Genomic DNA, 26,861 nt, shown 5'->3' on the forward strand with positions numbered 1-26,861 from the left:
GGAACAATAAATGTATAAGAAAATTGAAAAATTATTAATTGCTAACCGTGGTGAAATTGCCATAAGAATTATGCGTGCTTGTAAAGAAGTCGGGATAAGCACCGTTGCCATTTATTCTAAAGAGGACATCGGTGGTTTACACAGACAACGTGCCGATGAATCCTACTTAGTTGGTAAAGATCTAGGTCCAATAGAAGCCTATTTAGATATAGAAGGTATCATTAAACTTGCTAAAGAAAAGAACGTTGACGCCATTCATCCAGGTTATGGTTTCTTAAGTGAAAACATTGACTTCGCTAGACGCTGTGAGGAAGAAGGGATTATTTTTATTGGTCCTGAACTTGCCCACTTAGATATGTTTGGAAATAAAACACGTGCTCGTGAAACGGCTGTTTCAGCAGGTTTACCAGTTATTCCAGGGACTGATGGAGCGATTGATGACTTATCCCAAGCTGAAGCATTCGGAAAAGCGCATGGTTATCCTTTAATGATTAAGGCAGTAAGTGGTGGTGGTGGAAAAGGCATGCGTATTGTAAATAACGCAGACGAAATCGCCGAAGCATACCAAAGAGCTAAGTCAGAAGCGCGTACTTCTTTCGGAGATGACAGTATCTATGTCGAAAAATACGTTGCAAACCCTAAACATATAGAAGTACAAATTTTAGGTGATAAACACGGCAACGTCATTCATTTATATGAAAGAGATTGTTCGATTCAACGTCGACATCAAAAAGTGGTTGAAGTAGCACCATCATTTAATCTATCTGAGCAGATGCGTAAAAAACTCACAGATGCTTCTATTCAGTTAATGGAAAAAGTTGGCTATGTAAACGCGGGAACAGTCGAATTCCTTGTGTCTAATGACGAGTTTTACTTTATTGAAGTGAATCCACGTATCCAAGTAGAACATACAATTACAGAATTAGTAACAGGAATTGACATTATAAAAGCTCAAATAAAAATTGCAGAAGGCTTAGCTCTATTCTCTGATGAAATGGGAATTCCGCAACAAGAAGACATTCGCCTATTAGGTTACGCTATCCAAGGAAGAGTGACGTCCGAGGATCCATTAAATGACTTTTCCCCTGATTCTGGTCGCATCATTGGTTACCAATCACCAGGTGGTATTGGTGTAAGACTAGACGGTGGTGGTGCTTTTACAGGAGCTGAAATCACTCCGTATTACGATTCATTACTAGTAAAAATATCTACGTTTGCTTTACAGCCACGTTGGGCCATTGAAAAAATGGAACGCGCCTTAAGCGAAATGAAAATTAATGGAATCAAAACAAATATTAAGTTTTTACAGAATATCGTCTCTCATCCACGGTTTGTCGAAGGAAGTTACGATACAAGTTTCATCAATGATCATCCTGAATTATTTGAATTTATCCCATCACGTGATCGTGGAAATAAACTACTAAAATATATTGCGAATATTTCGGTAAATGGTTTCCCAGGTATCGGACAAACTGCCAAACCGTCTTTTGAGAAAAGAGAAATTCCTAGAATCAAAGGAACTAACCAAACGATTGCGATTCAATCTGGAGATAAACTAGGGCGTATCTTAGATTTACCAAAAGAGCCTAAAGCAAGCTTTAAACATCTTCTTGATACAAAAGGACCTGAAGCAGTAGCACAAGCCGTTCTAAAAGAGAGGAATGTGCTCTTAACAGACACGTCATTAAGAGATGCTCACCAATCGTCCCTTACTACTCGAGTGAGAACAACAGACATGTTAAAAATCGCTCCTTTTATGAATGAAAGCATGCGTGATTACTTCTCTCTTGAAATGTGGGGTGGGGCAACATTTGATGTCGCTTATAACTTCTTAAAAGAAAGCCCTTGGGATCGATTAGAACAATTAAGAAAAGCAATTCCAGATATACCTTTCCAAATGCTGCTTCGCGCTTCAAATGCGGTTGGCTATCAGAACTATCCGGATAATGTCGTTCGTAAATTTATTCAAACAAGTGCGCGTGAAGGGATTGATGTCTTCAGAATATTTGATTCATTGAACTGGTTAGAGTCGATGAAACTACCTATTGAAATCGCATTAAAAACTGGTAAATTTGTTGAAGGGACAATCTGTTATACAGGAGACATTACAGATCCACACCGATCTAAAGTTTATACGTTAGATTACTATGTACAATTAGCCAAAGAAATCGAACGTTTAGGGGTTCATTCTCTAGCAATAAAAGACATGTCTGGTGTCTTAAAGCCTGAAGCTGCTTTCCAATTGATTTCAGCTTTAAAATCTGAATTAAAGATTCCGTTACACTTACATACGCATGACACCAGTGGCAATGGCTTGTTAACCTATTCAAGAGCGATTGACGCGGGCGTCGATATCGTCGATACAGCTAATCAGTCTTTAGCTGGGCAAAATTCACAACCAAGTGATAACTCATTGTATTACGCACGCCAAGGCACACAACGTCAAGTTTTATTGAATTCAGAAGGCAATGATATGATTGCAGACTTCTGGAAGGTAACTAGAAAATATTATTCACCGTTTGAAACTGATTTAACTAACTCTTGGACGAAAGTATATGAGTATGAAATGCCTGGAGGACAGTACAGTAACTTAAGAATGCAAGCTCAGTCCATGGGCTTAGGTGAGCGATATCATGACGTGTTAGCGATGTATCGTCGAGTGAACTTCTTATTTGGTGATATTGTTAAAGTGACACCTTCTTCGAAAGTAGTCGGGGATATGGCTTTGTTTATGGTGCAAAACGAATTAGATGAAACAAGCGTGATTGAAAATGGAATGCAATTGGACTTCCCACAATCGGTCGTTTCTTTCTTCAAAGGAGAAATTGGTCAGCCAGCAGGTGGTATGAACACAGAGCTTCAGAAAGTGGTTCTTAAAGACGAAATTGCCTATACTGATCGTCCGGGTAACAGAATGGAAGCTTATGATTTCGATGAAGCCAAATCTGTGATTGGCAGTCGAATTTTTGAAGAAATTGATGAGAAATTGTTACTAAGTTATGCTTTATATCCAAAAGTCTTTACGGAGTTCCTTGATTTCGTCGCTGAAAGTGGCATGGTTGATATGTTAGATTCACCAACTTTCTTCTACGGTATGCGACCCCACGAAACAATTGCGGTTGACTTGGAACCAGGAAAAATGATGCTTGTAGAACTGACAAGTATTGGTTCTGTTAAAGAAAATGGGACTAGAACCGTCTTCTTTAATCTTAACGGTATGTCTCACTTCGTGGTTGTCCAAGACTTAAATGCGAAAGTAACGGTTGCCGTTAATAAAAAAACAGACAAACAAAATCCAAATCATGTGGGCGCTCAAATGCCGGGTACTGTATTCTCGATTGATGTAAAAGTCGGCGACTCAGTAAAACAAAACGATGTGTTAATTATTACTGAAGCGATGAAAATGGAGACTGCCATTCGCGCACCAAAAGATGGTACAATAAAAGCAATTCACTGCTCAACACAAGATATTGTTGCCGCTGGTGATTTACTAGTAGAATTTGAATAAGGATGACGAGGAGTATTGATGCATGAAAACAAAGCAATTTTGCAGTAGTCAATTAAGTAAGGTTTCTAAATTTGGTTTTTTCATCATATTACTGATGATTTTATCAGCATGTGGAACAGGTCAACAACAAACAGACAATGGTGAATCAGAAAATGTTTCTAACGAGCAGATAGAGTCAGATGTTTCTGACGAAAACACCTTGACAGATGAAGCGTCTGGAGAAACTATAACAATTCGTTCAATTGGAGATATTCTGATTCATGACACTGTGTATTATGATGCTGCAACAGAGAATGGTTATGATTTCTCCGACATGTTCGAGCCAGTTCGCGAATATATTGGCAATGCAGACATCACTACAGCAAACTTAGAAACATTGGCTGCCGCAAGCGAGCTAGGTATTTCGAACTATCCGTTATTCAATGCACCAGAAGAAATTATTGATGAGTTGAAAGACTTAGGTGTCGATATTGTAAATAATGCGACTAATCATACAATGGATTTTGGTGCTGCAGGTGCCCATGCATCAATAGATGCCTTACAAGCACGTGATATGATGTATGTCGGTAGTTATGACAGTTGGCAAGACTACAACACACCACGCATCATAGAAGTAAATGGGATTAAAGTAGGCTTTTTATCTTATTCATATGGAGCCAATGGTAATTACATTCCAGAAGATGAATCTTACTTATTAAGCTTAATCGATACAGAATTAATACCACTTGAAATTGAATTGTTAAACAGCCAAGTAGATGTATCAGTGGTTATGTTTCATAATGGAATTGATTCTGTTCTACCTACGGAAGATCAGTTAAGTGTGATGCAAATTGCTCGAGAGGCAGGCGCTAATTTCGTATTAGGTGGACACCCACATGTACTCCAACCGTTTGTTTACTATAACGAATCACAAGCAGGAGTCTTCTCACATGGAAACTTTTTATCTGGTCAGTATTTACTAGAAGAAAAGCTTGGTGGGATTGTCGAGTATACATTTAGAAAAACTGCTTCGGGCGAAGTTACATTAGATGGCATGCGTTTTATGCCAACCTATAACTTTGGTTTGCCAGAACAAGCGAATTATTTAGTGATTCCTTTAGCTGATGGTGCCGATTATGGTTTAGCTGATGCCGAGTATTTATATGACATGATTTCAGAAAGAATGAGCTATTTCACGAATAATGTGGAAATCGTCGAACATCTCGATTGATTATAAAAAAGAAATAAGTGAAAACCCCAAACTTAAAAGTGAGTTTGGGGTCTTTTTTGCGTATTTATAGATGGAGGTGTTTTTATGAAAAGAAATAAATCATTTATCGCTACGATTCTTTTGTTTTTAAGTTTAAGTTGCTCATATCAAAAAACTGTACAGGTGAATGCTCAAACAAACATTGTCGACCCATTTATAGTCACTCAATCTATTAATCAAGAAGTCATAGACAAAGATCAATGTTATAGCTTAATACGTACTCACGCAACGGCTGAAGATACCTCATCTGATGAATCCCAATTAATTTTAGCTGATATCGATTTGCTTCAAGAAAACATGGAAGCCACTAATCTATTCTATCAAAGCTTAAATGAAGAAATTTCCATATTAGAAAGCGCAGATGTCGACTCACTACTTTATGCAAATCAACAATTAGAACAAGTCATTGAGTTAATCTATTTTGATCTTTTTGAAAATGACCCTGAATTTCAATCACTCTCAGAAGAAGAACAACTACAACTAATCAGTCAACATGAAATAGTGATTGAATGGCAAACTTATATCAATCAACTTCAACAATTAATTAATGAAAAAGTCGTTGCTCGTGACGAACAAGAAACACTCTATTACCAATTGGCTTATGAATTAGAAAACCAAAGTCGCTTGCTAGAAGAAGAAAAATGGACGCAGTCTCAGTTAAATCAATGTTTACTTTATCCTTATTCGACGACCTTTCTATCGGTAGAACGCTTATTACTCAATGCTCAAAACAGTCAATTAGACAGTTTTTTATTAGAGCTAGACAGTTACTTACAAAAGCTGGTTCCAAATGCTTTTCGCAAAATAGCCTATTATGACATTTATCGTTTTTTTACCTTACCGTCTAACGATGAAACTCAAACGATTGAACTATTAAATAATAAAGAAGCAACCACTGTGGATGAAAGTGGCTTAGACAAATATAGTTACGCAAAAGAATTGAATCTCTATGATTTAGAGGTGTTGGGAAACTATGCTAAAAGCGCCTATCTTAAATATGCAAACATCGACGCCTTAACTGATCGGTATCTTGAAGCCTTGAACTTGAAAGAAGCTCAGTTCAATTATTTCTACAGTATTAACTTTGAAGTCTTTACTGAATTATCAACACAACTAGCAAATTATTTGAACGCCCATCAATTTATCGATACAAACAGTCTGGAGAAAATTCAAACTCTACACAATCGTTACCAAATAAAATTAGTTTTTTATGATGATGTGACACAAACTTGGAATGTCAATAGTACAGATACTTCTGGCTATTATTCTCTCTATCAAGATTTATCCCTAAGCAATGTTCAGGAGGTAGACTCTAAAACTGGAAATCCGATTGAAAGTGGCGCAGAGTCCTCATCAGCTACTCATGACAGTTCACAAGATCCAACGAATAACTCATCAGACAATCACTCTTCTTGGTCTTTTGATATATCTTTACCTGATGAAACCAATAGTCCGCCTAATAATAACAACGGACTCGATTATTTAAAAGATAAGTTAACCAATGGCCAATCATCCAATGTGAAGTCACCAGACTTACCAAAACCAAATGAGTTGTCTAAACAGTCAAATAACTCTCATTCAAAACCGTCTTCATCTTCATCAAAGCTTTCCTTACCCAATACGGGTGATACAACTCGTTGGACCTTAATAGGGAGTGTTTTATTGATTATTGGTTTGGTATTGCTGTTAATCAATCAAATCATCAAACGGAAACGACGAGAAAAACTTGAAGAAATTGAATTAGATTAAAGCTACCTATCCATTTGAACCACAATGTTTCGTCATCTGCTTTAATTTGAGGTATAATATGAACTATAACTAGATTAGTCATTTACTGGAGGTAAATAAATATGTCAGAAATTGAAATTTATTTAGAAGAAGTTAAAGCATTTGAAGCAATCACACCAATGGAAGCAGAAACGTTAATTGAAGCAAAGTCCGGTCACATTGTATATATTGGACGCGAAACCTGTCCTTATTGTCGCCGTTTCGTTGCAAAACTAAGTAAAATAGCTAAAGAAAAACACTTAACGATCCATTATGTACACGCTCAACATCCTGAATACACGCAAGAAATTCTCGCTTTCCGTAACAAATACGAGATTGCGTCAGTACCAGGTTTTCTTTATTCAGATGAAGTCGGTATTAAAGTGAAATGCGATAGCTCAATGACGCCAGAGGACATTTTAACTTTCGTTAACGCGTAACTCTAGCTAATCTTAACAGAGCTATTGATTATCAATCTATTAAGTATGGGAGGCAACTCTATGAAAAAAACTCTTTTAGCTTTTGCTTTAATCAGTATCTTAGTATTAACTGGCTGTACAACGAACGAAGCTAATATAGCTGAAACGACTGCTGATTCATTTAATGAAACACCGGTAATTACCGAAGAAGTGATAGAAGAAAGCCAAATAACCCCCGTCATTTCTTCGAGCGAATCAGAAGCAACATCACAAGCAGAATTGTCTGTAGATGAGGTAACTAGTGAGAGCAGTTCATCAGAAAGTAGCGAAGAGATAAACGAAGAAGAAATAACACTTGTAGAAGAAGTTACGCATGATGATTCCCTTGAACTTGACATCGTCCCAATTCCTGAAGGGCTTTATACGAATTATGAATTAGAAGGCCAACTGATAGAGGATGAACGTATTGACAGTGCAATCAATGCTGTCGTGACTTACTTAAAAGAGAATAATCATTATTTTGATTCAGCAGAATATCATTTTAAAATTGTTCAATTAGCAAATGATGATTTGATTGAACTGACGATTGCAGAACAATATTCAGACGGAGAAATCATCAGAGGTGTCTTTGATTATAATCTTGCAGAGCGCAGCATCGAAAAGGTTCACAAGTAATCGCATAACTGTAACAACCGATAAATTAACCAATTTTTAGAATAGAAGGCTTTCATTAAAATTGAAGGTTGACAATCGATTTAATCTAGCATACTATTAATCACAAGTTAATATTCAATCGTGGATTAGGAGAGTAAGTAGTATAACATTCCAAGCGAGATAGAGTTGCTGAGAGTCTATCAATGTTATACTACCCAAACGCACCTAGGAGATAAAAGAGTGAAAGCAACTGTTGTTAGCTCTTTTCGCATTATGGCGTTACATAATAAGTGAATTGCTTTTTAGAGCAATTAATTAGAGTGGTACCGCGGATATTTCGTCTCTATTTCCCAAGGAATGGGAAATAGAGGCTTTTTTATTGCAATTATTCAGATTGTTCAACGTATTCAGTGCATTTAAACAGTGTTATATAGAAAGGAACATGTAATATGGAAATTATTCAAGAATACTTACCCTTGTTTATGAGAGGGGCACAGTACACCTTACTGTTATCATTTACAGTCGTTGTTTTATCACTACCTTTTGGAGCTTTACTTGCCTTAGCAAGAATTTCATCTAATAAAGTCCTTAGTTCATTAGCGCGCGTCTATACAGAAATTATTCGAGGTACACCCTTACTTGTACAAGTTTACTTAGTTTACTTTGGCTTACCAATGCTTGGAATCTACCTAGATGACTTCCCATCAGCGGTACTAGCTGTTACGATCAACTCAGTCGCTTACATGAGTGAAATTATGCGTTCTGGTATTCAATCCGTTGATAACGGTCAAGCAGAAGCAGCGCGTGCATTAGGCTTACCAAAATGGGTAACCTTTAGAAAAGTCATTATGCCACAAGCCGTCAAAAATATTTTACCGGCCATTGGTAATGAGTTTGCAGTCTTAATTAAAGAAACGTCGATCGTTTCCGTCTTAGGAATCAAAGATTTGATGTTTGCCTCAGACACAGTCCGTGGCGCAACCTACACGACATTCACGCCATTATTATTCACGGCTCTCGTTTACTTCGTGATGGTATTTACAATTTCAACCCTAATGAACTTGCTAGAGAGAAAACTCGCTAAAGCAGATCGTTAAACACCACCTCCTCTTTGATAAAAAGAGGTTTTTTTACAAAAGAGGGCAAAACGTCCGACGGTCATAAAAGAACAGCTTGCAACTTAAATAAATGGGCAAAAGGCAATTGCTCTTGCAAGAAGTCTGCTGACAGTCTAGAATAGAATGAACATTAAAATTTCGTGAGAAGGGTGAACTATGACATTATTAGATAATCGTTTTAATAGAAATGTCCATAAAATTGCAACTTCTGCAATTCGTGATTTTGACCAGAAGGTTTCCTCAGTAGAAGGAATCATAAAATTAACCTTAGGCGAACCAGATTTCGCAACACCTGAGCATGTTAAGCAAGCAGGGATTGAAGCCATTCAGAATAATCGCACGACTTATGCTCCAACTCCTGGCATTCCTGAATTACTCCAGGCTGCGGCTCGTTTTATGGAAAACAAATACGATTTGCATTACGACCAAGATGAAGTAATCGCAACAATTGGCGCGACTGAGGCTTTATCAACAGCCTTGCAGACTGTTTTAAATCCGGGTGATAAAGTTCTCGTTCCAAACCCAATGTTTTCACTCTATGAATCAATGATTCTAGTCAACGGTGGCGAACCCGTTCATATCAACACAGCTGATAATGGTTTTGTGCTTGCTCCTGAAATGATTGAAGAAGCCTTAGAGACACATGGTGAGAACGTTAAAGCGATTATTCTAAACTATCCAACAAATCCTACAGGGGTGATGTGGACTGAAGAAGACGCCAAAAAAATAGCAGATGTCCTAAGAGGCAAACCTATATTTGTTATCAGTGACGAGATTTATAGTGAATTAGTCTTTGATAGACCTCATGTTTCGATTGCAAGTTATTTGCGTGAACAAACGTTTGTGATTAATGGCGTCTCTAAGTCACATTCCATGACCGGTTGGAGGCTTGGTTTACTGTTTGCGCCACGTCAAATCATGAAAGAAGCAGTCAAAGTGCATCAGAATATGGTGACTTGTGCGACAACAATTTCCCAAGTGGCTGCTACTGAAGCCTTAGTCAACGGCGCAGATGATGCTGTCCCAATGAGAGAAGAATATATTAAGCGACGTGACTTTATCTATGAAGCGATGACAGATTTAGGTTTTAAAATCATTAAACCTAGTGGAGCTTTTTATATTTTTGCAGAGATTCCTGCTGATTTAGATCAAGATAGTTTCCAATTTTGTCTGGATTTAGCCTTAAATAACGCGGTGGCCTTTATTCCTGGTAATGCTTTCGGCATCGGTGGGGAAAATTATGTCCGTTTGAGTTACGCTGCCAGTATGGCTAATCTCCAAGAAGCGATGACACGTCTAAAACAATATGTAGATACTCAAAGAGCTTAAATAAAGAACGACCTGCTCTCTCATAACTACTATGAGAGAGCAGGTCGTTCTTTATTAGTTTTCAAGTCTTGCTGGATTGATTGTTTTCATCATCCATACGACATCATGCCATTGATCAAATTTATAGCCAATATTAGGAATCTGTCCAGCTTTTGTAAAACCACGTCTTTCAAAGAATAATAAACTGTTCGTATTAGAAGCTGTAATACAAGAAATCAATTGGACAATGCCTCGTTTTTTTAATATTTCCTCCATCTTTTGGTATAGCTGACTCCCCACGCCTAAACCTTTAGCCGATTCATCGATATACAGACTCATTTCACAGGAGTATTCATAAGCTTTTCGAGGAGAAAAGGGGACAGAATAAGCATAGCCAACAATTTGCTTGTCAATTGTAGCAACTAAGAAAGGATAGTTGCTTGAATAATTAATAATCCGTTGAGCCATCTCATCCTCAGAGGGAACTTCAATTTCAAAACTAATCGCAGTATTCAAAACATAAGGGCGATAAATGGCTAGAATTTCTTCTGCATCTTCAATTTGTGCATTTTTCACGTGAATTTCTTTCATAAAGCACTCCAATCAAAAAAAGTTATAAATAAATAATAGTACAGAAAAGATTGTTTTACAAACAATGAAAGCGTTGTTATAATTTAATTTTTTTAAGACTAAAAAAATAGTCCTTTACAAATCTTTGTGAAGGAGGTAACATGTAGTTGTAATCAAAACAACGCAAATACAGGGAGGACATTAAAATGGTTGAAACTGTTGTTAACACTCAAGAAGTTAATGCTGTAGAAACAATTAGTACATTAGTAGAAAAAGGGCAAGGGGCTTTAAAAGAGTTTATTATGCTCAATCAATCACAAATTGATTATATCGTTTCTAAAGCATCGGTTGCTGCACTTGATGCTCACGGAATTTTAGCAAAACATGCTGTAGAAGAAACAGGTCGAGGCGTTTTTGAAGACAAGGCAACGAAAAACTTATTCGCTTGTGAGCATGTAACAAATCACATGCGTCATTTAAAAACAGTCGGTGTCATCGAAGACAATGAAGTAACAGGTCTTACATTGATCGCGGAACCCGTAGGGGTCGTAGCTGGTATTACACCTGTTACAAACCCAACATCAACTGCCATCTTTAAATCATTAATTGCCTTAAAAACACGTAACCCTATCATATTCGCATTCCACCCAGGAGCGCAAGAAAGTTCTGCTCATGCAGCAAGAGTTGTTTATGAAGCAGCTGTTAAAGCGGGGGCACCTGAAAATTGTATTCAGTGGGTCGAACAACCATCAATGGAAATGACAGCTGCCTTAATGAACAACGACGGCATTGCAACGATCCTTGCTACAGGTGGTAACAGCATGGTTAAAGCTGCTTACTCATGTGGTAAGCCAGCCTTAGGTGTGGGTGCAGGTAATGTGCCAGCATATGTTGAAAAATCTGCAGACGTTCAACAAGCAGCACACGATATTGTGATGAGTAAAGCATTTGATAACGGTATGGTCTGTGCGTCTGAACAAGCAGCGATTATTGATAAAGAAATTTACGACGAGTTCGTTAACGAATTAAAATCTTACCATGTATACTTTGTAAACAAAAAGGAAAAAGCACTATTAGAAGAATTCTGTTTCGGAGCTAAAGCCAATAGTAAAAACTGTGCAAACGCAAGTTTAAATAGCGCAATTGTTGGTAAGCCAGTTCAATGGATTGCGGAACAAGCTGGTTTCACTGTTCCTGACAACGCCTCAATTATAGCAGCTGAAGTAAGTGGCGTTGGTGAACATGAGCCATTGACACGTGAAAAACTTTCTCCAATTTTAGCAGTAATGAAAGCTGAGAATACTGAAGACGGTTTAACAAAAGCCTCTCAAATGGTGGAATTTAACGGTTTAGGTCACTCTGCAGCGATCCATACTCGCGATGCTGACTTAAGTAAAGAATTTGGACGCCGTGTTAAAGCGATTCGTGTCATTTGGAATGCACCATCAACCTTTGGTGGTATCGGAGATGTTTATAACGCCTTTATCCCATCATTAACATTAGGATGTGGATCATACGGTAAAAACTCTGTCGGGGATAATGTAAGTGCGATGAACTTACTTAATATCAAAAAAGTGGGGAGACGTCGAAACAATATGCAATGGTTTAAAGTACCTTCAAAAATCTATTTTGAGCGCGATTCAATTCAATACTTACGTTCAATGAAAGATGTAGAACGCGTCATGATTATCGCAGATAAATCGATCACAAAATTAGGTTTTGTAAACCGAGTAATCGATCAATTAAATCTACGTAGTAACCCAGTTACTTATCAAGTCTTTGATGCGGTTGAACCCGATCCAGATATTACAACAGTTGAAAAAGGTGCAGAACAATTACGTCTCTTCCAACCAGATACCATCATTGCAATTGGTGGGGGATCAGTAATGGATGCGGCTAAAGTAATGTGGTTATTCTATGAGCAACCTGAAGTTGACTTTAAAGACCTAGTACAGAAATTCATGGATATCCGTAAGCGTGCCTTCCGCTTCCCAGAATTAGGCGAAAAAGCTAAGTATGTTGGTATTCCAACAACATCAGGTACGGGGGCAGAAGTGACACCATTCGCAGTTATTTCTGACAAGAAAAACAACCGTAAGTACCCATTAGCGGACTATGCTTTGACACCAACCATCGCAATCATTGACCCAGCATTAGTCGAAACAGTGCCTGGTTTCGTCGCAGCTGATACAGGGATGGACGTCTTAACTCATGCGGTTGAAGCTTATACTTCATGTTTAGCTAATGACTATACTGACGGTTTAGCCTTACAGGCCATTAAATTAGTCTTTGAATACTTAGAAAAATCAGTTATCTTGTCAGATTCTGAAGCACGTGAAAAAGTCCATAACGCTTCAACAATGGCTGGTATGGCTTTCGCCAATGCATTCTTAGGAATGTCTCACTCAATGGCTCATAAAATTGGGGGAATCTTCCATACCGTTCACGGCCGTACCAATGCGATTTTATTACCCTATGTCATCCGTTACAATGGAACAAGACCGTCAAAAACATCAACTTGGCCTAAATATAACAAATTTGTTGCTGACGTGAGATTCCAAGATATTGCAAGAACGTTAGGTTTACCAGCAGCAACACCTGAAGAAGCTGTGAATTCTTTTGCAGAAGCAGTCTTCGACTTAGGTGAACGCGTTGGAATCAAAATGAACTTTAAAGATCAAGGTGTTGACGAAAAAGAATGGTTAGCAAGTGCTGAAGAAATAGCTTTATTAGCTTACGAAGACCAATGTTCACCAGCAAACCCTCGTTTACCTTTAGTAAAAGATATGCAAGAAATTTTAGAAGATGCTTACTACGGTTATAGAGACCAACCGGGACGTATCAAGTAGTTATATCAAGAACAATCAGCCTAATGAATGATTGTTTATCGTCAGCTATCTTCTCAAAGCCATCACTGGACTTCTTCCAATGATGGCTTTTTAGTTATATCAAGAATTTATGTGATTTATCTAATCTCGATTATTAATGAAAATAAATCATCCTATAGGAATGAACTATATTCACCTATCAATTATAATTCATATCCTTTGTATGCCTTTGCAAGTGTCCATTATAATAGGGGAGAAGAATAGGAAGGAGATTTTTATGCTTAATCAAAGAAAACTTGGCGGCTTGTTTTTAGCGCTCGCACTTTTATTCTCAGTGTTCCCGCAGCAAATACTTTATGCAGAAACCGTGAATGAGACAGATACAACTGACTATACTGTCATTGCCGAGCAATTGAAACAGTTTTCGACGGAACTGAGACCCTTAGTACTTGCAGAAGAGGACAATATCATTTTTTCACCATTTTCTTACTATCTGGCTCTATTGTTACTTGAGCCCGGTGTAAGCGGTGAGCAGAAAGAACTTTTAGACACAGTTCTTTTACCAGATGACTTAGACCGTGACGAATATTTTTCAATTCTTGAAAGCTTTCTAAATGAATCGATGACAAAAGAACACGTAGCCTTTCAAACACAAACCTATCTGTTAGGTGGTTTGGATAAAACATGGTCTGATGATTTCCAAACAAGTGTCAAGGACTTGGCAACAGTTTTAAAACTAGTAGATTTTAAGGTTCCAGCAACTTACGAAGCGCTCAATGGAGATATCGCTGAATTTACTAAGGGTTTAATCGATCCCTTTTATAGCGACGAACGCATCAGCGAATTAACCCAAATAGATCAACTTCATTTACTTGTCTTAAATATGCTTTATTTCAAAGGTGAGTGGAAAGCGACGTTCAACGAAACATTAACTAGTCAAGAAAGCTTCTATGGCAAGTCAGAAGAAAGTACAGTTGACATGATGGCGCAAACGAAACAGTTCAATTATCTAGAAACAGAGGACTTTCAAGCCCTTCAGATGAAATATACAAATGGCGCTGATTTTTTAATTGTACTACCAAAAGAAACTGATGAGCCTTTAACTAATGAAATGATGTGGCAATACTATGATAAAGCTCTGGGTGAAGCAAATAACTGGAAAAAAACTAAAGTTCAACTTGCTTTGCCTAAATGGCAAGAGAGTGCGTCACTTGATTTAACAAAATCACTTGATTTATTAGGCTTAGAAAGTTTCAAAGATGAATTAACCGCTACAAGTTATTTCTCTGAAGAAGCCGATATTTTCTTAAGTCAAATTTCGCAACGTGTTGAGTTTAAATTAGACGAAATAGGAACCGAAGCAGCGGCAGTAACAGAAATCATCATGGAAACGACTTCTGCTAATATCGATGAAGAAGAGCCAATTGAAATGATTGTCAATCGACCATTTATTTACCGTATCGCTTTTTCTGATTTCTCATTATTTGAAGGTGTTGTCCAAAACTTAAATCATTAACACTTAATCGTTAACCACACAAAACAAATAACACTTTATGATATAACTAAACAAACAACTTATCAGAGGCGCCTCTTGTTGATGTTTTAAACTGGATGTTCTTCTGGTTTTCTATATGTTATAATCAATTTTTATTACGATTTTTTTGTAAATAATATTCTCAAAAGAATTGTATTTTATTAATGGGAAGACTATAATTCTTTCAGAACTAATTGAGTCAAAAACCATTAGTTGGGTTGATTATTACAACCTAATATATTTAGTCAGGAGCATATTGAATGACAGAGCGGCTGTTTAGAAAGATGTCGGTGCCTCAAATTATTGTGAGTGTCTACGTGTTTCTTATTTTTATTGGTGGCTTTTTATTATCACTACCCATCGCTTCCGCTACGGGAACATGGACCAGTTTTATAGATGCCTTATTTACTGCAACATCTGCGGTTTGTGTAACGGGGCAAGTAACACTGAACACTGCGACACATTGGAGTCCCTTTGGAAAAACCATTATTATTCTATTAATTGAGATTGGTGGCTTAGGCTTTATCACTATTTGGATGATTTTCTTTATGATGCGGGGCTTGAAAGCTAATATCAAACAAAGGAACGTTTTATTGGAGTCATTAAACTTATCGGCTGATTTCGAAGTAAAAGAAATTGTGTTTTATATTGTTAAATTTACACTCCTTGCACAATTAATCGGTGCCTTTCTATTAAGTTGGGCCTTTATCCCTCGTTTAGGATGGTTAACTGGTAGCTTATACGCATTATTCCATAGTATTTCAGCTTTTAATAACGCGGGCTTCGACTTATTTGGAGATAGTCTAATAGGCTTTCAAGACAATAGTTTTGTACTATTAGTCGTTGCAACTTTAATTATTGCTGGAGGATTAGGTTTTCTGGTTTGGCGAGATTTATTGACTTATTATCGCAACCGTCGCTTGCTTAGATATACAAAACTAACACTGATTGGAACATCGGCTTTGATTGTAATTGGCTTTGTGTTATTTGCTATATCCGAAACCAAGCAAGGAACTTTTAAGCACTTGAGTTTCGGTGATTCACTCAGTAACTTATTGTTCCTGAGCGTTACTCCCAGAACTGCTGGTTATGCGAATGTCGATTATAGTCAATTGTCACATTTAGGCATTTTTACCACCTTATTGTTAATGTTTATCGGAGGATCCTCCGGATCAATTGCAGGCGGTGTTAAAGTCTCCACCATGATTATTGCAATAATGTTTCTCGTTCGGTATTTTTCTAGGAAACCTTTTACCATATTATCTCGAACCATTAAAATTGCGACGATTCGACGAGCACTCTTTATTATTGCGAGTGCCTTATTGATGATGATGACTGCAACGGTTTTACTATTGATGACAGAAACACTCCCTCCCGGGGTAGGAATTGAATATGTCTTAATGGAAGTTATTTCATGTATGAGTACGGTCGGCTTAACAATGGGCTTAACACCTGATTTAACCTTAGCCGGCAAGTCCATCCTTGTTGTTTTAATGTTAATGGGTCGTGTGGGCTTGATGACTTTCTTATGGTCAATTGGTCATCAAAAAAATCAAAGTCAAATTAATTACCCTGAAATGAACATCATGATTGGTTAGGAGAGTACAATGAAAAAGAAAATTTATGCTGTATTAGGACTCGGTCTATTTGGCGCCTCTTTAGCTCGTACATTAGCTAAAGAAGGTCAAGACGTTATTGCAATCGATAAGAATATGAATCACGTTGAAGAAGTGGCTGATGTCGTAGACAGTAGTATCCAAGCAGACTTTACTAAATTAGATCAATTGAAAGAATCAGGCGTTGGTGCAAGTGATGTGGCCGTTGTCGCGACTTCACAGCAATTAGAAGATACAATCGTTGCCATTCTAAACTTAAAAGAATTGCAAGTGCCGCATATTATCGTCAAATCAAAAAGCCGAGCCTACGAAGATGTTTTACTGAAAGTTGGCGCAGACCGCGTCATTCTTCCAGAAATCGATACAGGAATTAGAATCGGTAAGGAGCTAGCTAGTCGTCATGTTAATGACCTTGTTGATTTAGGCAGTCGAAACCATATTAGTGCTTTTCCAGTTAAAGATGAATGGGTAGGGAAGGATTTAGCAACCATTAATTTCCGTTCTTTATATGGTATCAATATTATTGCGGTCAAAAGCTTAAACGAACCTTATAAAGTTGATTTAGATGGCGATTACCAATTACAGGCCCATGATGAATTACTGGGTATTTCCAGTGATGATACGTTAAAACAACTATTTAAAGATAAGTAATCGATTCATCATATAAGTTTAGGAGAGAGTGATAAATGAAAACACGAATTGTTAATAAAGAAGCATTCAAAGTAGCTGGCATCAAAGGGGATGGAATCCAAACCCATGAATGCTCCTCTATCTGGGATAAACTATACGAGTATGGCTCATTTATTGAACTAGAACTTCTTGGTAATGGACAGAGTATGGGATTATGTTATGGCGACACGCTCGACGATACCATTAATTATATGGCAGCCTATAATGTATCTAACGAAAATTTAGCTAAAGCACAAGCAATGGGGCTAGAACTGTTGGATGTGAACTCGGCAGTGTATTTCGTTGCCACATTAAAAGGTTCAGTACCTCAAAGTATTAAAAACGGCTGGCGTTATATTATGGAAGAATACTTCCCAGTCTACGGCTATGAACACGCAGGCAGCCCTGATTTTGAACTCTATAGCCAAGGAAACATGACAAGCGATGATTATGTAATGGAACTGTGGGTTCCTTTTACTAAAAGCAGTCAATCGATCACTTAATCCAAGAATAATGCCATGTTAAAATCTCTTGTCACAATAGTTGATGAGGGATTTTTTTGTACAAATTCCGTTCCGATCATGAAATAAGCCTCCTTTATACTAGGTATTTGCTAGCAAAAACATAGCTCAACTCTAAAGATAATGTCACAAAATGTGACATCACATCATAAAAAAGCAGAAATAATGTTTATTTTAAGTTAAATCAGTTGTTTTTCTAATAAAACTCTAATATAATTCTTGTTAAACCTTTAGAAAGTGAAGTGATTCGATGGATATTGAACGCATTTTTAAGAATATAGAAGAAACATATGCCGAAAGTCAGCACATTTTTCGGCATTTACATCAACATCCCGAATTATCATTTCAAGAAGTGGACACACGAGCTTTTATTATTGAACAGCTACGCGATTATGGCTACCAAGATATTAAACAAAACGTCGGTGGTGGTGGAGTCATTACGCGTTTAGAAAGTGGTCGCCCTGGTCCAACGATCGCTTTTCGAGCCGATATAGATGCACTAGCAATTACTGAAGCGACAAATTTATCTTATCAATCAGTTAATCCAGGTGTTATGCATGCTTGTGGACATGATGCGCATACGACGATTCTATTGTCCGCTGCTAAACACCTATTGACTTGTCGTGATCAATTGACGGGAACGATTGTCTTTATTTTCCAACATGCTGAAGAGATGCATCCTGGGGGTGCTAGAGGCATTATGGAATCTGGAGAATTAGATGACGTTGATTTTATTTATGGCATCCATACTAAAGGCGATAGACCTTACGACGGCACAATTGAATGCAGACCTGGCTTTGCGATGGCTGCTTCTGATTCTTTCACAATCAAAGTCCAAGGAAAAGGAGGGCACGCAGCGACTCCTCATTTAACGGTTGATTCGACTGTCGTGGCTGCTTTTATTATTCAACAACTACAAACGTTAGTTAGTCGACATAAAAACCCAATGGATTCCGGCGTCATAACGATTGCGACATTCCACTCTGGTCAACAAGTAGGTAACATCATAGCACATTCAGCAAAAATGATGGGAACCATGCGAACATTTAATGCAAAGTTAAGGACACAATTAAAACATCGTATTCAAACAATGGTCGATCAAATCTGTCAAGCTCATGGCGCTCAAGGTGAAGTCGAATTCTCTAATGGCTATCCCGCCTTGTTTAATCACCATGAACAAACTGAATTGATTCGCCAGTTATTTACTAACCAACTAAAGAATAATCGCGTCATCCAAACTGGACCACGAATGGGCGGTGAAGATTTTGCCTATTATTTACAGAAAATTCCAGGCTCTTTCTATTATATTCGTGCCGGCATCACTAATGGTCGAAATTTCCCGCATCATCACCCAAAATTCCAATTGGACGAACGTTGCTTAATAGATGGAGCGAAATCGATTATAACCATTGTTAATCATTACAGCGCGGTAAAAGACAGCAAAGAGAAAGAAGGGAAGAGTCATGCGAAGCGATTGGCTAAATGATGCGCAATGGATTGAAGCGGATGTTATTCGAATGCGTCGCCACCTTCACCAGCATCCCGAATTATCTTTCCAAGAGGAAGAAACCTCAATTTACATTTATAATAAGCTCGTTTCCTATGGTCTGACAGATATCCAACGTAACGTCGGTAATGGTTATGGTATTGTCGCAACTATTCAAGGTCAAACAGGAGAAGGGCCAGTGATAGCTTTAAGAGCAGACATGGATGCCTTACCAGTTGAAGAGGAAGCAGATTATTCATTTCCTTCAAAGAAATCAGGTATCATGCATGCTTGTGGTCACGATGGTCATACAGCTATTCTGCTAGGCGTTGCGCACTTAGTTCAAAGAAAAAGAGCGGAATTTCGTGGCACTGTGATGTTTATATTTCAACATGGCGAGGAAGTGAAGCCAGGTGGTGCTAAAAGTATCATAGCCACCGGCCTCTTAGATAATGTCGATGAGATTTATGGCCTTCATGTCGATCCACAACTAACTGTTGGTCAAATGAGTTACTCAATGGACTATGGTTCTGCCGCTTCAGATACAATCAAGATAGATGTTCAAGGCAAGAGTGGTCATGCCTCGCGCCCACAAGAAGCCATCGATGCGATTATTATCGCCTCTGAAATCATTACTAACTTACAAACTTTAGTTAGTCGCACTGTCGATCCGTTTAAACCAGCTGTATTAACCTTTGGTAGCGTTCAAGCCGGTGGAACAGCTAAGAACATCATTGCAGATCAAGCCTTGATACACGGTACAATTAGGACGTTTTCAGAAGAGGTTCGCTTACATTTAAAACGTAAACTAATCCAAATGACTGAAGCAATTGTTGGCATGAATGATGGCGAAGTTGTGATCACTTACCAAGATGGCTATCCGGCTTTACTTAACACAGCCGAACTTGTCAAAGAATCAGTTAAAGTTATAAAGAATAAGCAAGTTTTTGACCGTGTCTTTGAATTAAGTCCTACTTTAATCGGAGAAGACTTTGCTTACTACTTACAAGATATTCCAGGTGCTTTTTTTCATTTAGGTATCAGCGATAAAGGGAGTAAGAATAACTATCCCTTACACCACCCGAAGTTTTCTATGAATGAAGGGTGTTTATTAAAAGGGGTTCAACTTTTCTTGGCAATTTTACTGAATAAACTAGAAGAAGCTTAACTCAACAGGCAAGTCTTCCATTGTAAGACAGAATAGATAAACTCTGAAATCCTTTATCATACTTTAGAAAGTATTGATAGTAAACTATAACCATAATACCGATGACACTATTGGCTAATTGCACTAAAACTGCTTATTCTAAAGAGTCTCTTATAGATTAGGTTTAGCAAAATACTCACTATTTGACAGACTATTCTAACGAATCATATGATTTTACTTTTAACTAGAGAAGACGTAAACTAGTTATCAATCAACTTAATAAGGAGGATGATCAATTTGTCACAGACAGTCTATACGAATTATTGGGTCAATCGTCGAGCGAATCTAAAGAAAGAACACGGAAGTTACCTTACTGAAGAAGAAGCGTTACAAGGAATCAAAATCTGGTGGGAAATCCATAAAGAAAAACATCATGATGTCCAACAAACGCGCACTAATTCCGGTGCCTTAGAAATTACCTATGGTGATGAGAACTATTTTTACCGAATTGAAAAAAGAGAAATCACTGATAAGTTACCTTCTCGGAAGTATAAATTGAGGTCTAAAGGGGAAATCGAATCATTACGATTTAAACACCGCTTAAACGACGAAAGTTTCTTTTATGAAGAATTAGCTGAGCCTTACCGCGACCGACTAATGGTAGTGATGGCAGATGCCCAGAAATTACGTGAATACGTTTATGATGAAAAGGGTCGTCCTATTAAAAAATATGTATAATATAAATTAACGCCACACGCGAAGAAAGGCAATTTTCTTCGCGTGTGGCGTTTGCTTCATTATTGATTAAATTTAACTGTTCAAAAAGATATTAGTGTAAACTGCCACCGATAATTCTATCATCTACTTGATTATGATAAGAAACGATCGTGGCTAAGGCAATTTCTAAACCTTCTACAATCATATCCAGACTCATTGAAGGCGCAGGTCTCTTAAGTGTCTGTTCCGGTAAATATGGCACATGTATAAAGCCACTTTGTATATTAGGGTATTGTTTTTGACATAGATACAATGTTTGATACATGATGTGATTACAAACGAAGGTGCCTGCTGAATTGGATACACTGGCAGGAATCGTATGTTCATTCAAGGATTCAACGATAGCTTTAATTGGTAACTGGCTAAAATACGCTGCTTGTCCATCGGCTTTTATTATCCGATCAATAGGCTGTTGCCCGGCATTATCTGGAATACGTGCATCATCCAAATTGATGGCGACTCGTTCTGGTGTTATGCCAAATCGTCCACCAGCTTGCCCAATATGAACTACGATATCAGGAAATTCCTGTTCAATCACCTTTGCCACAACATCGGCTGATTGATTGAAAACAGTCGGGATTTCTAGTTTGATTATTTCTGCATCATTAATTGTATCTTTGAGCAAATGAACGGCTTCTAATGCAGGGTTTTTAGTGTCCTGACCAAAGGGATTAAAAGCGGTAACGAGTAGCTTCAACATGTTATGACCTCCAAAATAGGGAATGATAGATAAATATTGCTATAAATTTTCAGTATTATATAATGAAAAGGTATAATAATACCGATTATATCACACGTATACATTTGTGAAAAATTTAGTACTTTTAAAAACTAGAGAGTAGGTCATCAATGTTTGAACAATGGGTTGCAATGGAAGATTTTTTTTATTCATCAATGATTATTGAAATTGCGATAGCAGTAGTATTTGGTATTGTTGCGATTGCTACGATTTTTAATTTAAAGAATAAACGGTCGCGTATTTTATTTGGTATCAGTGGCTTGATCGTGGCAGTTATGGCTGCCTTGATATTTACTGGTTTAAATAAGCATCAAGACTTTATAGATAAGACACGCTTTGAGAATGCAGCAGTTAGACGATACACCGTTGCACCTTTCAATAAATTTCGTTACTCTAATACCGAGACCTCCATTTATAGAGTCGGTTATATGGTCGAAACGTTTAAGGATATTGGACTATACAACGCCTTTCCAATCGACCAAGAAATTGAGTATTTGGGAAGTGACAATAGCTTTATGTATTTTCAGATTGCTAGTACGACCGTATATGCTAATCCTCGTTATGTTGAGTTTACCGATGAAGTGGACAAAGCCAAACGTGTGGGCATTCAATTTTCTTTAATTGAACCAGAATTTGAAGAACTTGGTTTCTTCTTAGAGTCAAATGAATTCTTTGAACAGTATCTCGTTCCCAAGACTTTAGAAGACAAGGTCGTTGATCCTAAAGTCGCTGATAAGGCCGTTTATCAGCATACTGAAGATACAATAGCCGGTTGGGTTGTTCACTAATATCAATGCAGTAAAATAACAATCGAAGAAGGTGAAGTATATGTTTGGATTTTTAACAATGGCTTGTTTGATGGTAGGGATGGCATTCGCAGTCATCTATTTAAAAGAACCAAGAACTTTATGGTTAGGTAGTAGTTTCCTGGCAATGGTCATGACTTTAGGTATCACACTTGCCACTTTCTTAATTACGCGAGGGCAGGTGACGCCTGTGCTGATCCTTGCCATAATAGTTGGTCTATTACTGTTTTTTCTACCAACCTTTATCATCATCGTATTCTTATCCAGTGGAGTAACAGTTATCCGACGAGAAGGTTTACGTTTAACCAACATATTGGCCTTTGGTGCCGGATTAATGACGATTGCTTACTTAACCATTTGGCCATGGGTAGGGGATATGACCCAGCATAATGTGATGAGTATTCTTTATGCCTATATTTCGTCTCTAGCGCTTTATTTTATTGTTCTGCTAAATTTATATACTCTAACGACCGCCTTGAACCTAATTCATTTCAATATACCTCAGTTAGATTATTTAGTGGTCTTAGGTGCAGGTTTAAACGGTGATAAAGTAACGCCATTATTAGCAAGTCGTATCGACAAAGCCATTCAGTTATATCATCGACAACCATCTGTTCAATTAATTATGACCGGCGGCCAAGGGGATGATGAGTTAATAGCTGAAGGCTTAGCGATGGCAAACTATGCTTTGGCCAAAGACCTTCCGTCAGAAGCAGTTATTATTGAAGACCGAGCGGTAAACACCGAAGAAAACATTGCCTTCTCCCAGCAGTTAATGACTAAGGAAAAGGCTAAATTTGCGGTAGTTAGTAACAACTATCATGTATTTAGAGCGTTATTACTTGCTAGAGAACAAGGCTTAAAATGTATCGGTTTCGGTGCAAAAACGAAATGGTATTTTGCGATTAACGCCTTTATACGCGAATTCATTGGTTACCTCTATTTAAAACGGAAATTTCATTTAATAGTTATCACCATCTTTACGATAGGCTTTACGTTATTACAAGCCTTAATTATTTATATCAACCAATACATAGATTAGTGTTTATCTAAACAGTTGCTTAACCTTTTTAATATGGTTAATGGCGACTGTTTTTTAATATGTTGATTAAGTTTATTAGCTGTTTATTAACATATAGGTTAAAATATAATGAAACCGATAGAAAAGGAGAATTACATGACATTTAAATTGCTCGAAACAAAACAGTTACACGATATTCAATCAGAAGGTCGCATTTATGAGCATGAAGAAACAGGGGCTAAAGTATTACGTTTAGCCAATGACGATCCAAATAAGGCCTTTACCATTGCATTCAAAACGCCGGCATATAGCGATAACGGCATTGCACATATTCTTGAACATTCTGTTTTAAATGGTTCGAAGAAGTATCCATCTAAAGAACCATTTGTTGAACTAATTAAAGGTTCTTTGAACACCTTCGTCAACGCAATGACTTTTTCTGATAAAACAATTTATCCAGTCGCATCCACAAATCAACAAGACTTTGAAAACTTAATGGGAGTTTATCTTGATGCGGTTTTCCAACCAAACTTCCGAGAGAACCCTCAAATTCTTGAGCAAGAGGGCTGGCATTATCATTTAGAATCAGCTGAAGAAGATTTAATTTATAAAGGTGTCGTTTATAACGAAATGAAGGGAGCAAACGCCTCGCCTGATCGTCAGTTATCCATGTTTATGAGACGTAACCTCTATCCTAATACGCCCTATGCCTTTGATTCAGGTGGTAATTCACCAGATATTACGTCTTTAACTCAAGATGAATTTATTGCTTTTCACGAGCGTTATTATCATCCATCTAACTCATTGACTATTTTATACGGAGACCTAGACGAAAACGCTGCTTTTGAAGATTTAGCAGAATATTTCAGTGGGATGGGGCAATTAGATGAAGCGATAGAATTAGCTTTCGAGAGTCAAATTCCAGAAGTAACAGATGTTGAAGAGACGTATTCATTAGCGGATGGAGACGATCCTAAAGAAAAAGATTACTTAGCCCTAGCTTGGCATACAAATACTGTCGATAAAACATTAGATTATTTCGGCTTTAGCATTTTAACGGATATTCTTTTCGATAATAATGAGTCGCCTTTGAAGAAAGCCTTATTAGATGCTGAAATCGGGGGCGATATTGACGCAGATTTCTCGCAAATTGGATATGTTGAAGCCTTTTCAATTGTGGCGAAATTCTCGCAAAGTGATCGCATGGACGATTTCAAACGCATCGTTAAAGACGTCTTAAGTCAATTGGTAAAAGAAGGAATCCCAGGTGAATTAGTGGAAGCCTCACTGAATAAACACCTTTTCCATCTGAAAGAAGCGGCCATTTCTGAAAGTAATCCTCGTGGTGTTATTTATGCGATTGGTGCTTTAAATAGCTGGTTATATGGTAATTCACCATTCGAACGGATTGAGTTTTCTGATGCTTTAGCTCAATTAAAAGTGTTAGCAAAGGAAAGATACTTCGAGGAGTTAATTGAACGTAAATTATTGGATAACCCACATAGAGTGGCATTGACACTTAAAGCAGACCCTGGTAAAAGCGACCGCCAAGAAGCTAAAACCTTAGCCGACTTAAAGGCTTACCAAGAAAGCCTTAGTACAGAAGAGGTTCAAGCATTAGTGGACAATACACAAGCATTAATACAAAAACAAGAGCAAGCGGATAAACCAGAAGATTTAGATAAAATTCCTCGTTTAACACGTGAGGATTTAACGACTGAGACATCTGTCAAGGAAATCAACGTATCAGAGCTATTTGAAGGTACTATCTTTAACCATGCGGATGAATTTACATCTGGTATTGATTACTTAAATCTGTATTTTGACATTTCTGATTTCAAACAAGCTGATTACGAAGCACTCGGTTTCTTAAGTAATTTATTAGGCAGCTTACCAACAGAACGTTATTCTGTAGCGGAACTTCAAACTCAAATCGACCTTAATACAGGTGGGATTCATGCGAATGTTGTCGTTTACGATGATCCAAAAACAAAAGAAACAAAGCCATATTTGGTAATTAGTGGAAAAACACTTGAAGAATCATTAGATGCCTTATTGGTCTTAATGCAAGAAGTATTATGTCAGACGAAGTGGAACGCGACCGAAGATATCTTGAAGTTAACACAAAGCTACCTTTCAGATTTCGATCGTCAAATCGATTTCAGCTCACATGCGCTGGCTGCTTCTCGTGCGATGAGCCAAGTGAAAATCGCAAGTAAATTGAATGAACAGACATCTGGTTTAGATCAATACCAATACTTACTGAAAACTCGTGATCAGCTGAAAAACAAGGAGGGCGCACAGTTAACTAAAACGTTAGAGACATTAGCTAAACAGTTGATGAATCAACAAAGAATGCATGCCCTTTATGTTGGGGATGCCAGTCGTGTTGAACAAGTAAAAGCTCGCATTAAAACAGTCTTTAAACAAGTTCCAAGTGAAACGCTTGCTAAAAAAACAGTCCTAGCAACCGGATTTAAGCAAAAAGAAGCCTTCATTACGGCACAAGACGTTAACTATGTTGCCCAAGCAGCTAACGCATTAGATGCTTTACCGTATTCGGGTCCAGCAAATGTTTTAACGACAATGTTACGTTTCGATTATTTATGGAATAACATTCGTGTTAAAGGCGGTGCTTATGGGGCGATTATGCAGATGACACGTTCAGGTGGTTTAGCCTTTGTGTCTTATCGTGATCCAAACATCATGAAGACAATCGAAACTTACCAAGGTTTGCCAGCCTATATTGCGGAAATGTCAGTTGATGAGGCTGAACTATTTAAAGCAATTATTGGTACAATGAGTAATTTAGATCAACCACTTTCTGCTTACCACCGTGGGTTGAAGTCCTTTACAATGTTACAAACAAGCTACTGCGAAGCAGATATTATACGTCTGAAAGAAGAAATATTAGCAACGACATTAGAGGATTTAAAGTCAATGCATGCAGCCTTTGACACTTTATTAACTAATCCAGCAACTGTTGTGATTGGTAATAAAGCACAAATTGATGCAGTAAAGGATCAATTCGACGTTATTAAAGAGCTTTACTAACCGATCAAAATAATAACATCAAGCGTCTGGTCAAATGACTCGGTGCTTGGTGTTATTTATTTGCTTTTAA

20 protein-coding genes and 1 other annotated feature are annotated in these 26,861 nt (G+C 37.6%); of the genes, 18 read left to right on the forward strand and 2 right to left on the reverse strand.

Going from position 1 to position 26,861, the window contains the following annotated elements; all coding sequences use genetic code 11:
* Positions 1–10: 10 nt before the first annotated feature.
* The 7 genes from ACTQ5J_RS02630 to ACTQ5J_RS02660 all read left to right on the forward strand — a co-directional run bounded on the left by ACTQ5J_RS02630 (position 11) and on the right by ACTQ5J_RS02660 (position 10,044).
* Positions 11–3,508: a pyruvate carboxylase gene (locus ACTQ5J_RS02630; protein ID WP_441750454.1), complete on the forward strand. Its 3,498-nt coding sequence runs from the start codon at positions 11–13 to the stop codon at positions 3,506–3,508.
* Positions 3,509–3,530: 22 nt separating this feature from the next.
* On the forward strand, positions 3,531–4,718 hold the full coding sequence (locus tag ACTQ5J_RS02635; protein ID WP_441750455.1) for a CapA family protein: 1,188 nt from the start codon (positions 3,531–3,533) through the stop codon (positions 4,716–4,718).
* A gap of 84 nt (positions 4,719–4,802) precedes the next feature.
* Positions 4,803–6,506: a hypothetical protein gene (locus tag ACTQ5J_RS02640; RefSeq protein ID WP_441750456.1), complete on the forward strand. Its 1,704-nt coding sequence runs from the start codon at positions 4,803–4,805 to the stop codon at positions 6,504–6,506.
* Between the two features lie 101 nt (positions 6,507–6,607).
* Positions 6,608–6,964 (forward strand): thiol reductase thioredoxin, encoded by a 357-nt coding sequence (locus tag ACTQ5J_RS02645; RefSeq protein ID WP_441750457.1) that lies wholly within the window; start codon positions 6,608–6,610, stop codon positions 6,962–6,964.
* Positions 6,965–7,024: 60 nt separating this feature from the next.
* Positions 7,025–7,618 (forward strand): hypothetical protein, encoded by a 594-nt coding sequence (locus ACTQ5J_RS02650; protein ID WP_441750458.1) that lies wholly within the window; start codon positions 7,025–7,027, stop codon positions 7,616–7,618.
* A gap of 112 nt (positions 7,619–7,730) precedes the next feature.
* Positions 7,731–7,945, forward strand: a binding site (T-box leader).
* A gap of 101 nt (positions 7,946–8,046) precedes the next feature.
* Positions 8,047–8,694 carry an amino acid ABC transporter permease gene (locus tag ACTQ5J_RS02655; protein WP_441750459.1) on the forward strand — a complete coding sequence of 216 codons (648 nt, stop codon included), beginning with the start codon at positions 8,047–8,049 and terminating at the stop codon, positions 8,692–8,694.
* 177 nt (positions 8,695–8,871) lie between these two features.
* Positions 8,872–10,044, forward strand: a complete 1,173-nt coding sequence (locus ACTQ5J_RS02660) for a pyridoxal phosphate-dependent aminotransferase (protein ID WP_441750460.1) — start codon at positions 8,872–8,874, stop codon at positions 10,042–10,044.
* 54 nt (positions 10,045–10,098) lie between these two features.
* Here ACTQ5J_RS02660 and ACTQ5J_RS02665 read toward each other — a convergent pair whose 3' ends face one another.
* Positions 10,099–10,614, reverse strand: coding sequence for a GNAT family N-acetyltransferase (locus ACTQ5J_RS02665; protein WP_441750461.1), 516 nt, complete (start codon positions 10,612–10,614; stop codon positions 10,099–10,101).
* Between the two features lie 185 nt (positions 10,615–10,799).
* Here ACTQ5J_RS02665 and adhE point away from each other — a divergent pair, with 185 nt between their 5' ends.
* From adhE to ACTQ5J_RS02705, 8 genes are all read left to right on the forward strand, one after another.
* Entirely contained in the window at positions 10,800–13,442 is a 2,643-nt protein-coding gene (gene adhE / locus ACTQ5J_RS02670; RefSeq protein ID WP_441750462.1) for a bifunctional acetaldehyde-CoA/alcohol dehydrogenase, read from the forward strand.
* Between the two features lie 256 nt (positions 13,443–13,698).
* Complete coding sequence (locus ACTQ5J_RS02675) at positions 13,699–14,937, forward strand: serpin family protein (protein ID WP_441750463.1); 1,239 nt, start codon at positions 13,699–13,701, stop codon at positions 14,935–14,937.
* A gap of 278 nt (positions 14,938–15,215) precedes the next feature.
* Complete coding sequence (locus ACTQ5J_RS02680; RefSeq protein WP_441750464.1) at positions 15,216–16,553, forward strand: TrkH family potassium uptake protein; 1,338 nt, start codon at positions 15,216–15,218, stop codon at positions 16,551–16,553.
* Between the two features lie 9 nt (positions 16,554–16,562).
* Positions 16,563–17,222, forward strand: coding sequence for a potassium channel family protein (locus ACTQ5J_RS02685; protein WP_441750465.1), 660 nt, complete (start codon positions 16,563–16,565; stop codon positions 17,220–17,222).
* A gap of 35 nt (positions 17,223–17,257) precedes the next feature.
* Positions 17,258–17,743 carry a GyrI-like domain-containing protein gene (locus ACTQ5J_RS02690; protein ID WP_441750466.1) on the forward strand — a complete coding sequence of 162 codons (486 nt, stop codon included), beginning with the start codon at positions 17,258–17,260 and terminating at the stop codon, positions 17,741–17,743.
* Positions 17,744–18,011: 268 nt separating this feature from the next.
* A complete protein-coding gene (locus ACTQ5J_RS02695) occupies positions 18,012–19,247 on the forward strand; it encodes a M20 metallopeptidase family protein (protein WP_441750467.1) in 1,236 nt (411 codons plus the stop codon).
* Complete coding sequence (locus tag ACTQ5J_RS02700; RefSeq protein ID WP_441750468.1) at positions 19,225–20,415, forward strand: M20 metallopeptidase family protein; 1,191 nt, start codon at positions 19,225–19,227, stop codon at positions 20,413–20,415. The genes ACTQ5J_RS02695 and ACTQ5J_RS02700 overlap by 23 nt, the downstream gene beginning before the upstream one ends.
* A 276-nt stretch (positions 20,416–20,691) precedes the next feature.
* Positions 20,692–21,132: a hypothetical protein gene (locus tag ACTQ5J_RS02705; protein WP_441750469.1), complete on the forward strand. Its 441-nt coding sequence runs from the start codon at positions 20,692–20,694 to the stop codon at positions 21,130–21,132.
* 91 nt (positions 21,133–21,223) lie between these two features.
* On the opposite strand, the gene pcp is transcribed toward ACTQ5J_RS02705, so the two are convergent.
* Positions 21,224–21,868: a pyroglutamyl-peptidase I gene (pcp, locus tag ACTQ5J_RS02710; protein WP_441750776.1), complete on the reverse strand. Its 645-nt coding sequence runs from the start codon at positions 21,866–21,868 to the stop codon at positions 21,224–21,226.
* A gap of 152 nt (positions 21,869–22,020) precedes the next feature.
* Here pcp and ACTQ5J_RS02715 point away from each other — a divergent pair, with 152 nt between their 5' ends.
* The 3 genes from ACTQ5J_RS02715 (at position 22,021) to ACTQ5J_RS02725 (ending at position 26,791) form a co-directional block, all read left to right on the forward strand.
* A complete protein-coding gene (locus ACTQ5J_RS02715) occupies positions 22,021–22,698 on the forward strand; it encodes a hypothetical protein (protein ID WP_441750470.1) in 678 nt (225 codons plus the stop codon).
* A gap of 40 nt (positions 22,699–22,738) precedes the next feature.
* Positions 22,739–23,758, forward strand: coding sequence for a YdcF family protein (locus ACTQ5J_RS02720; RefSeq protein ID WP_441750471.1), 1,020 nt, complete (start codon positions 22,739–22,741; stop codon positions 23,756–23,758).
* Positions 23,759–23,893: 135 nt separating this feature from the next.
* The gene (locus tag ACTQ5J_RS02725) at positions 23,894–26,791 is read left to right on the forward strand and encodes an insulinase family protein (protein WP_441750472.1); all 2,898 of its coding nucleotides are present in this window, start codon (positions 23,894–23,896) and stop codon (positions 26,789–26,791) included.
* Positions 26,792–26,861 lie beyond the last annotated feature (70 nt).

Source organism: Fundicoccus sp. Sow4_F4 (genome assembly GCF_052116145.1).
GTDB lineage: Bacteria > Bacillota > Bacilli > Lactobacillales > Aerococcaceae > Fundicoccus.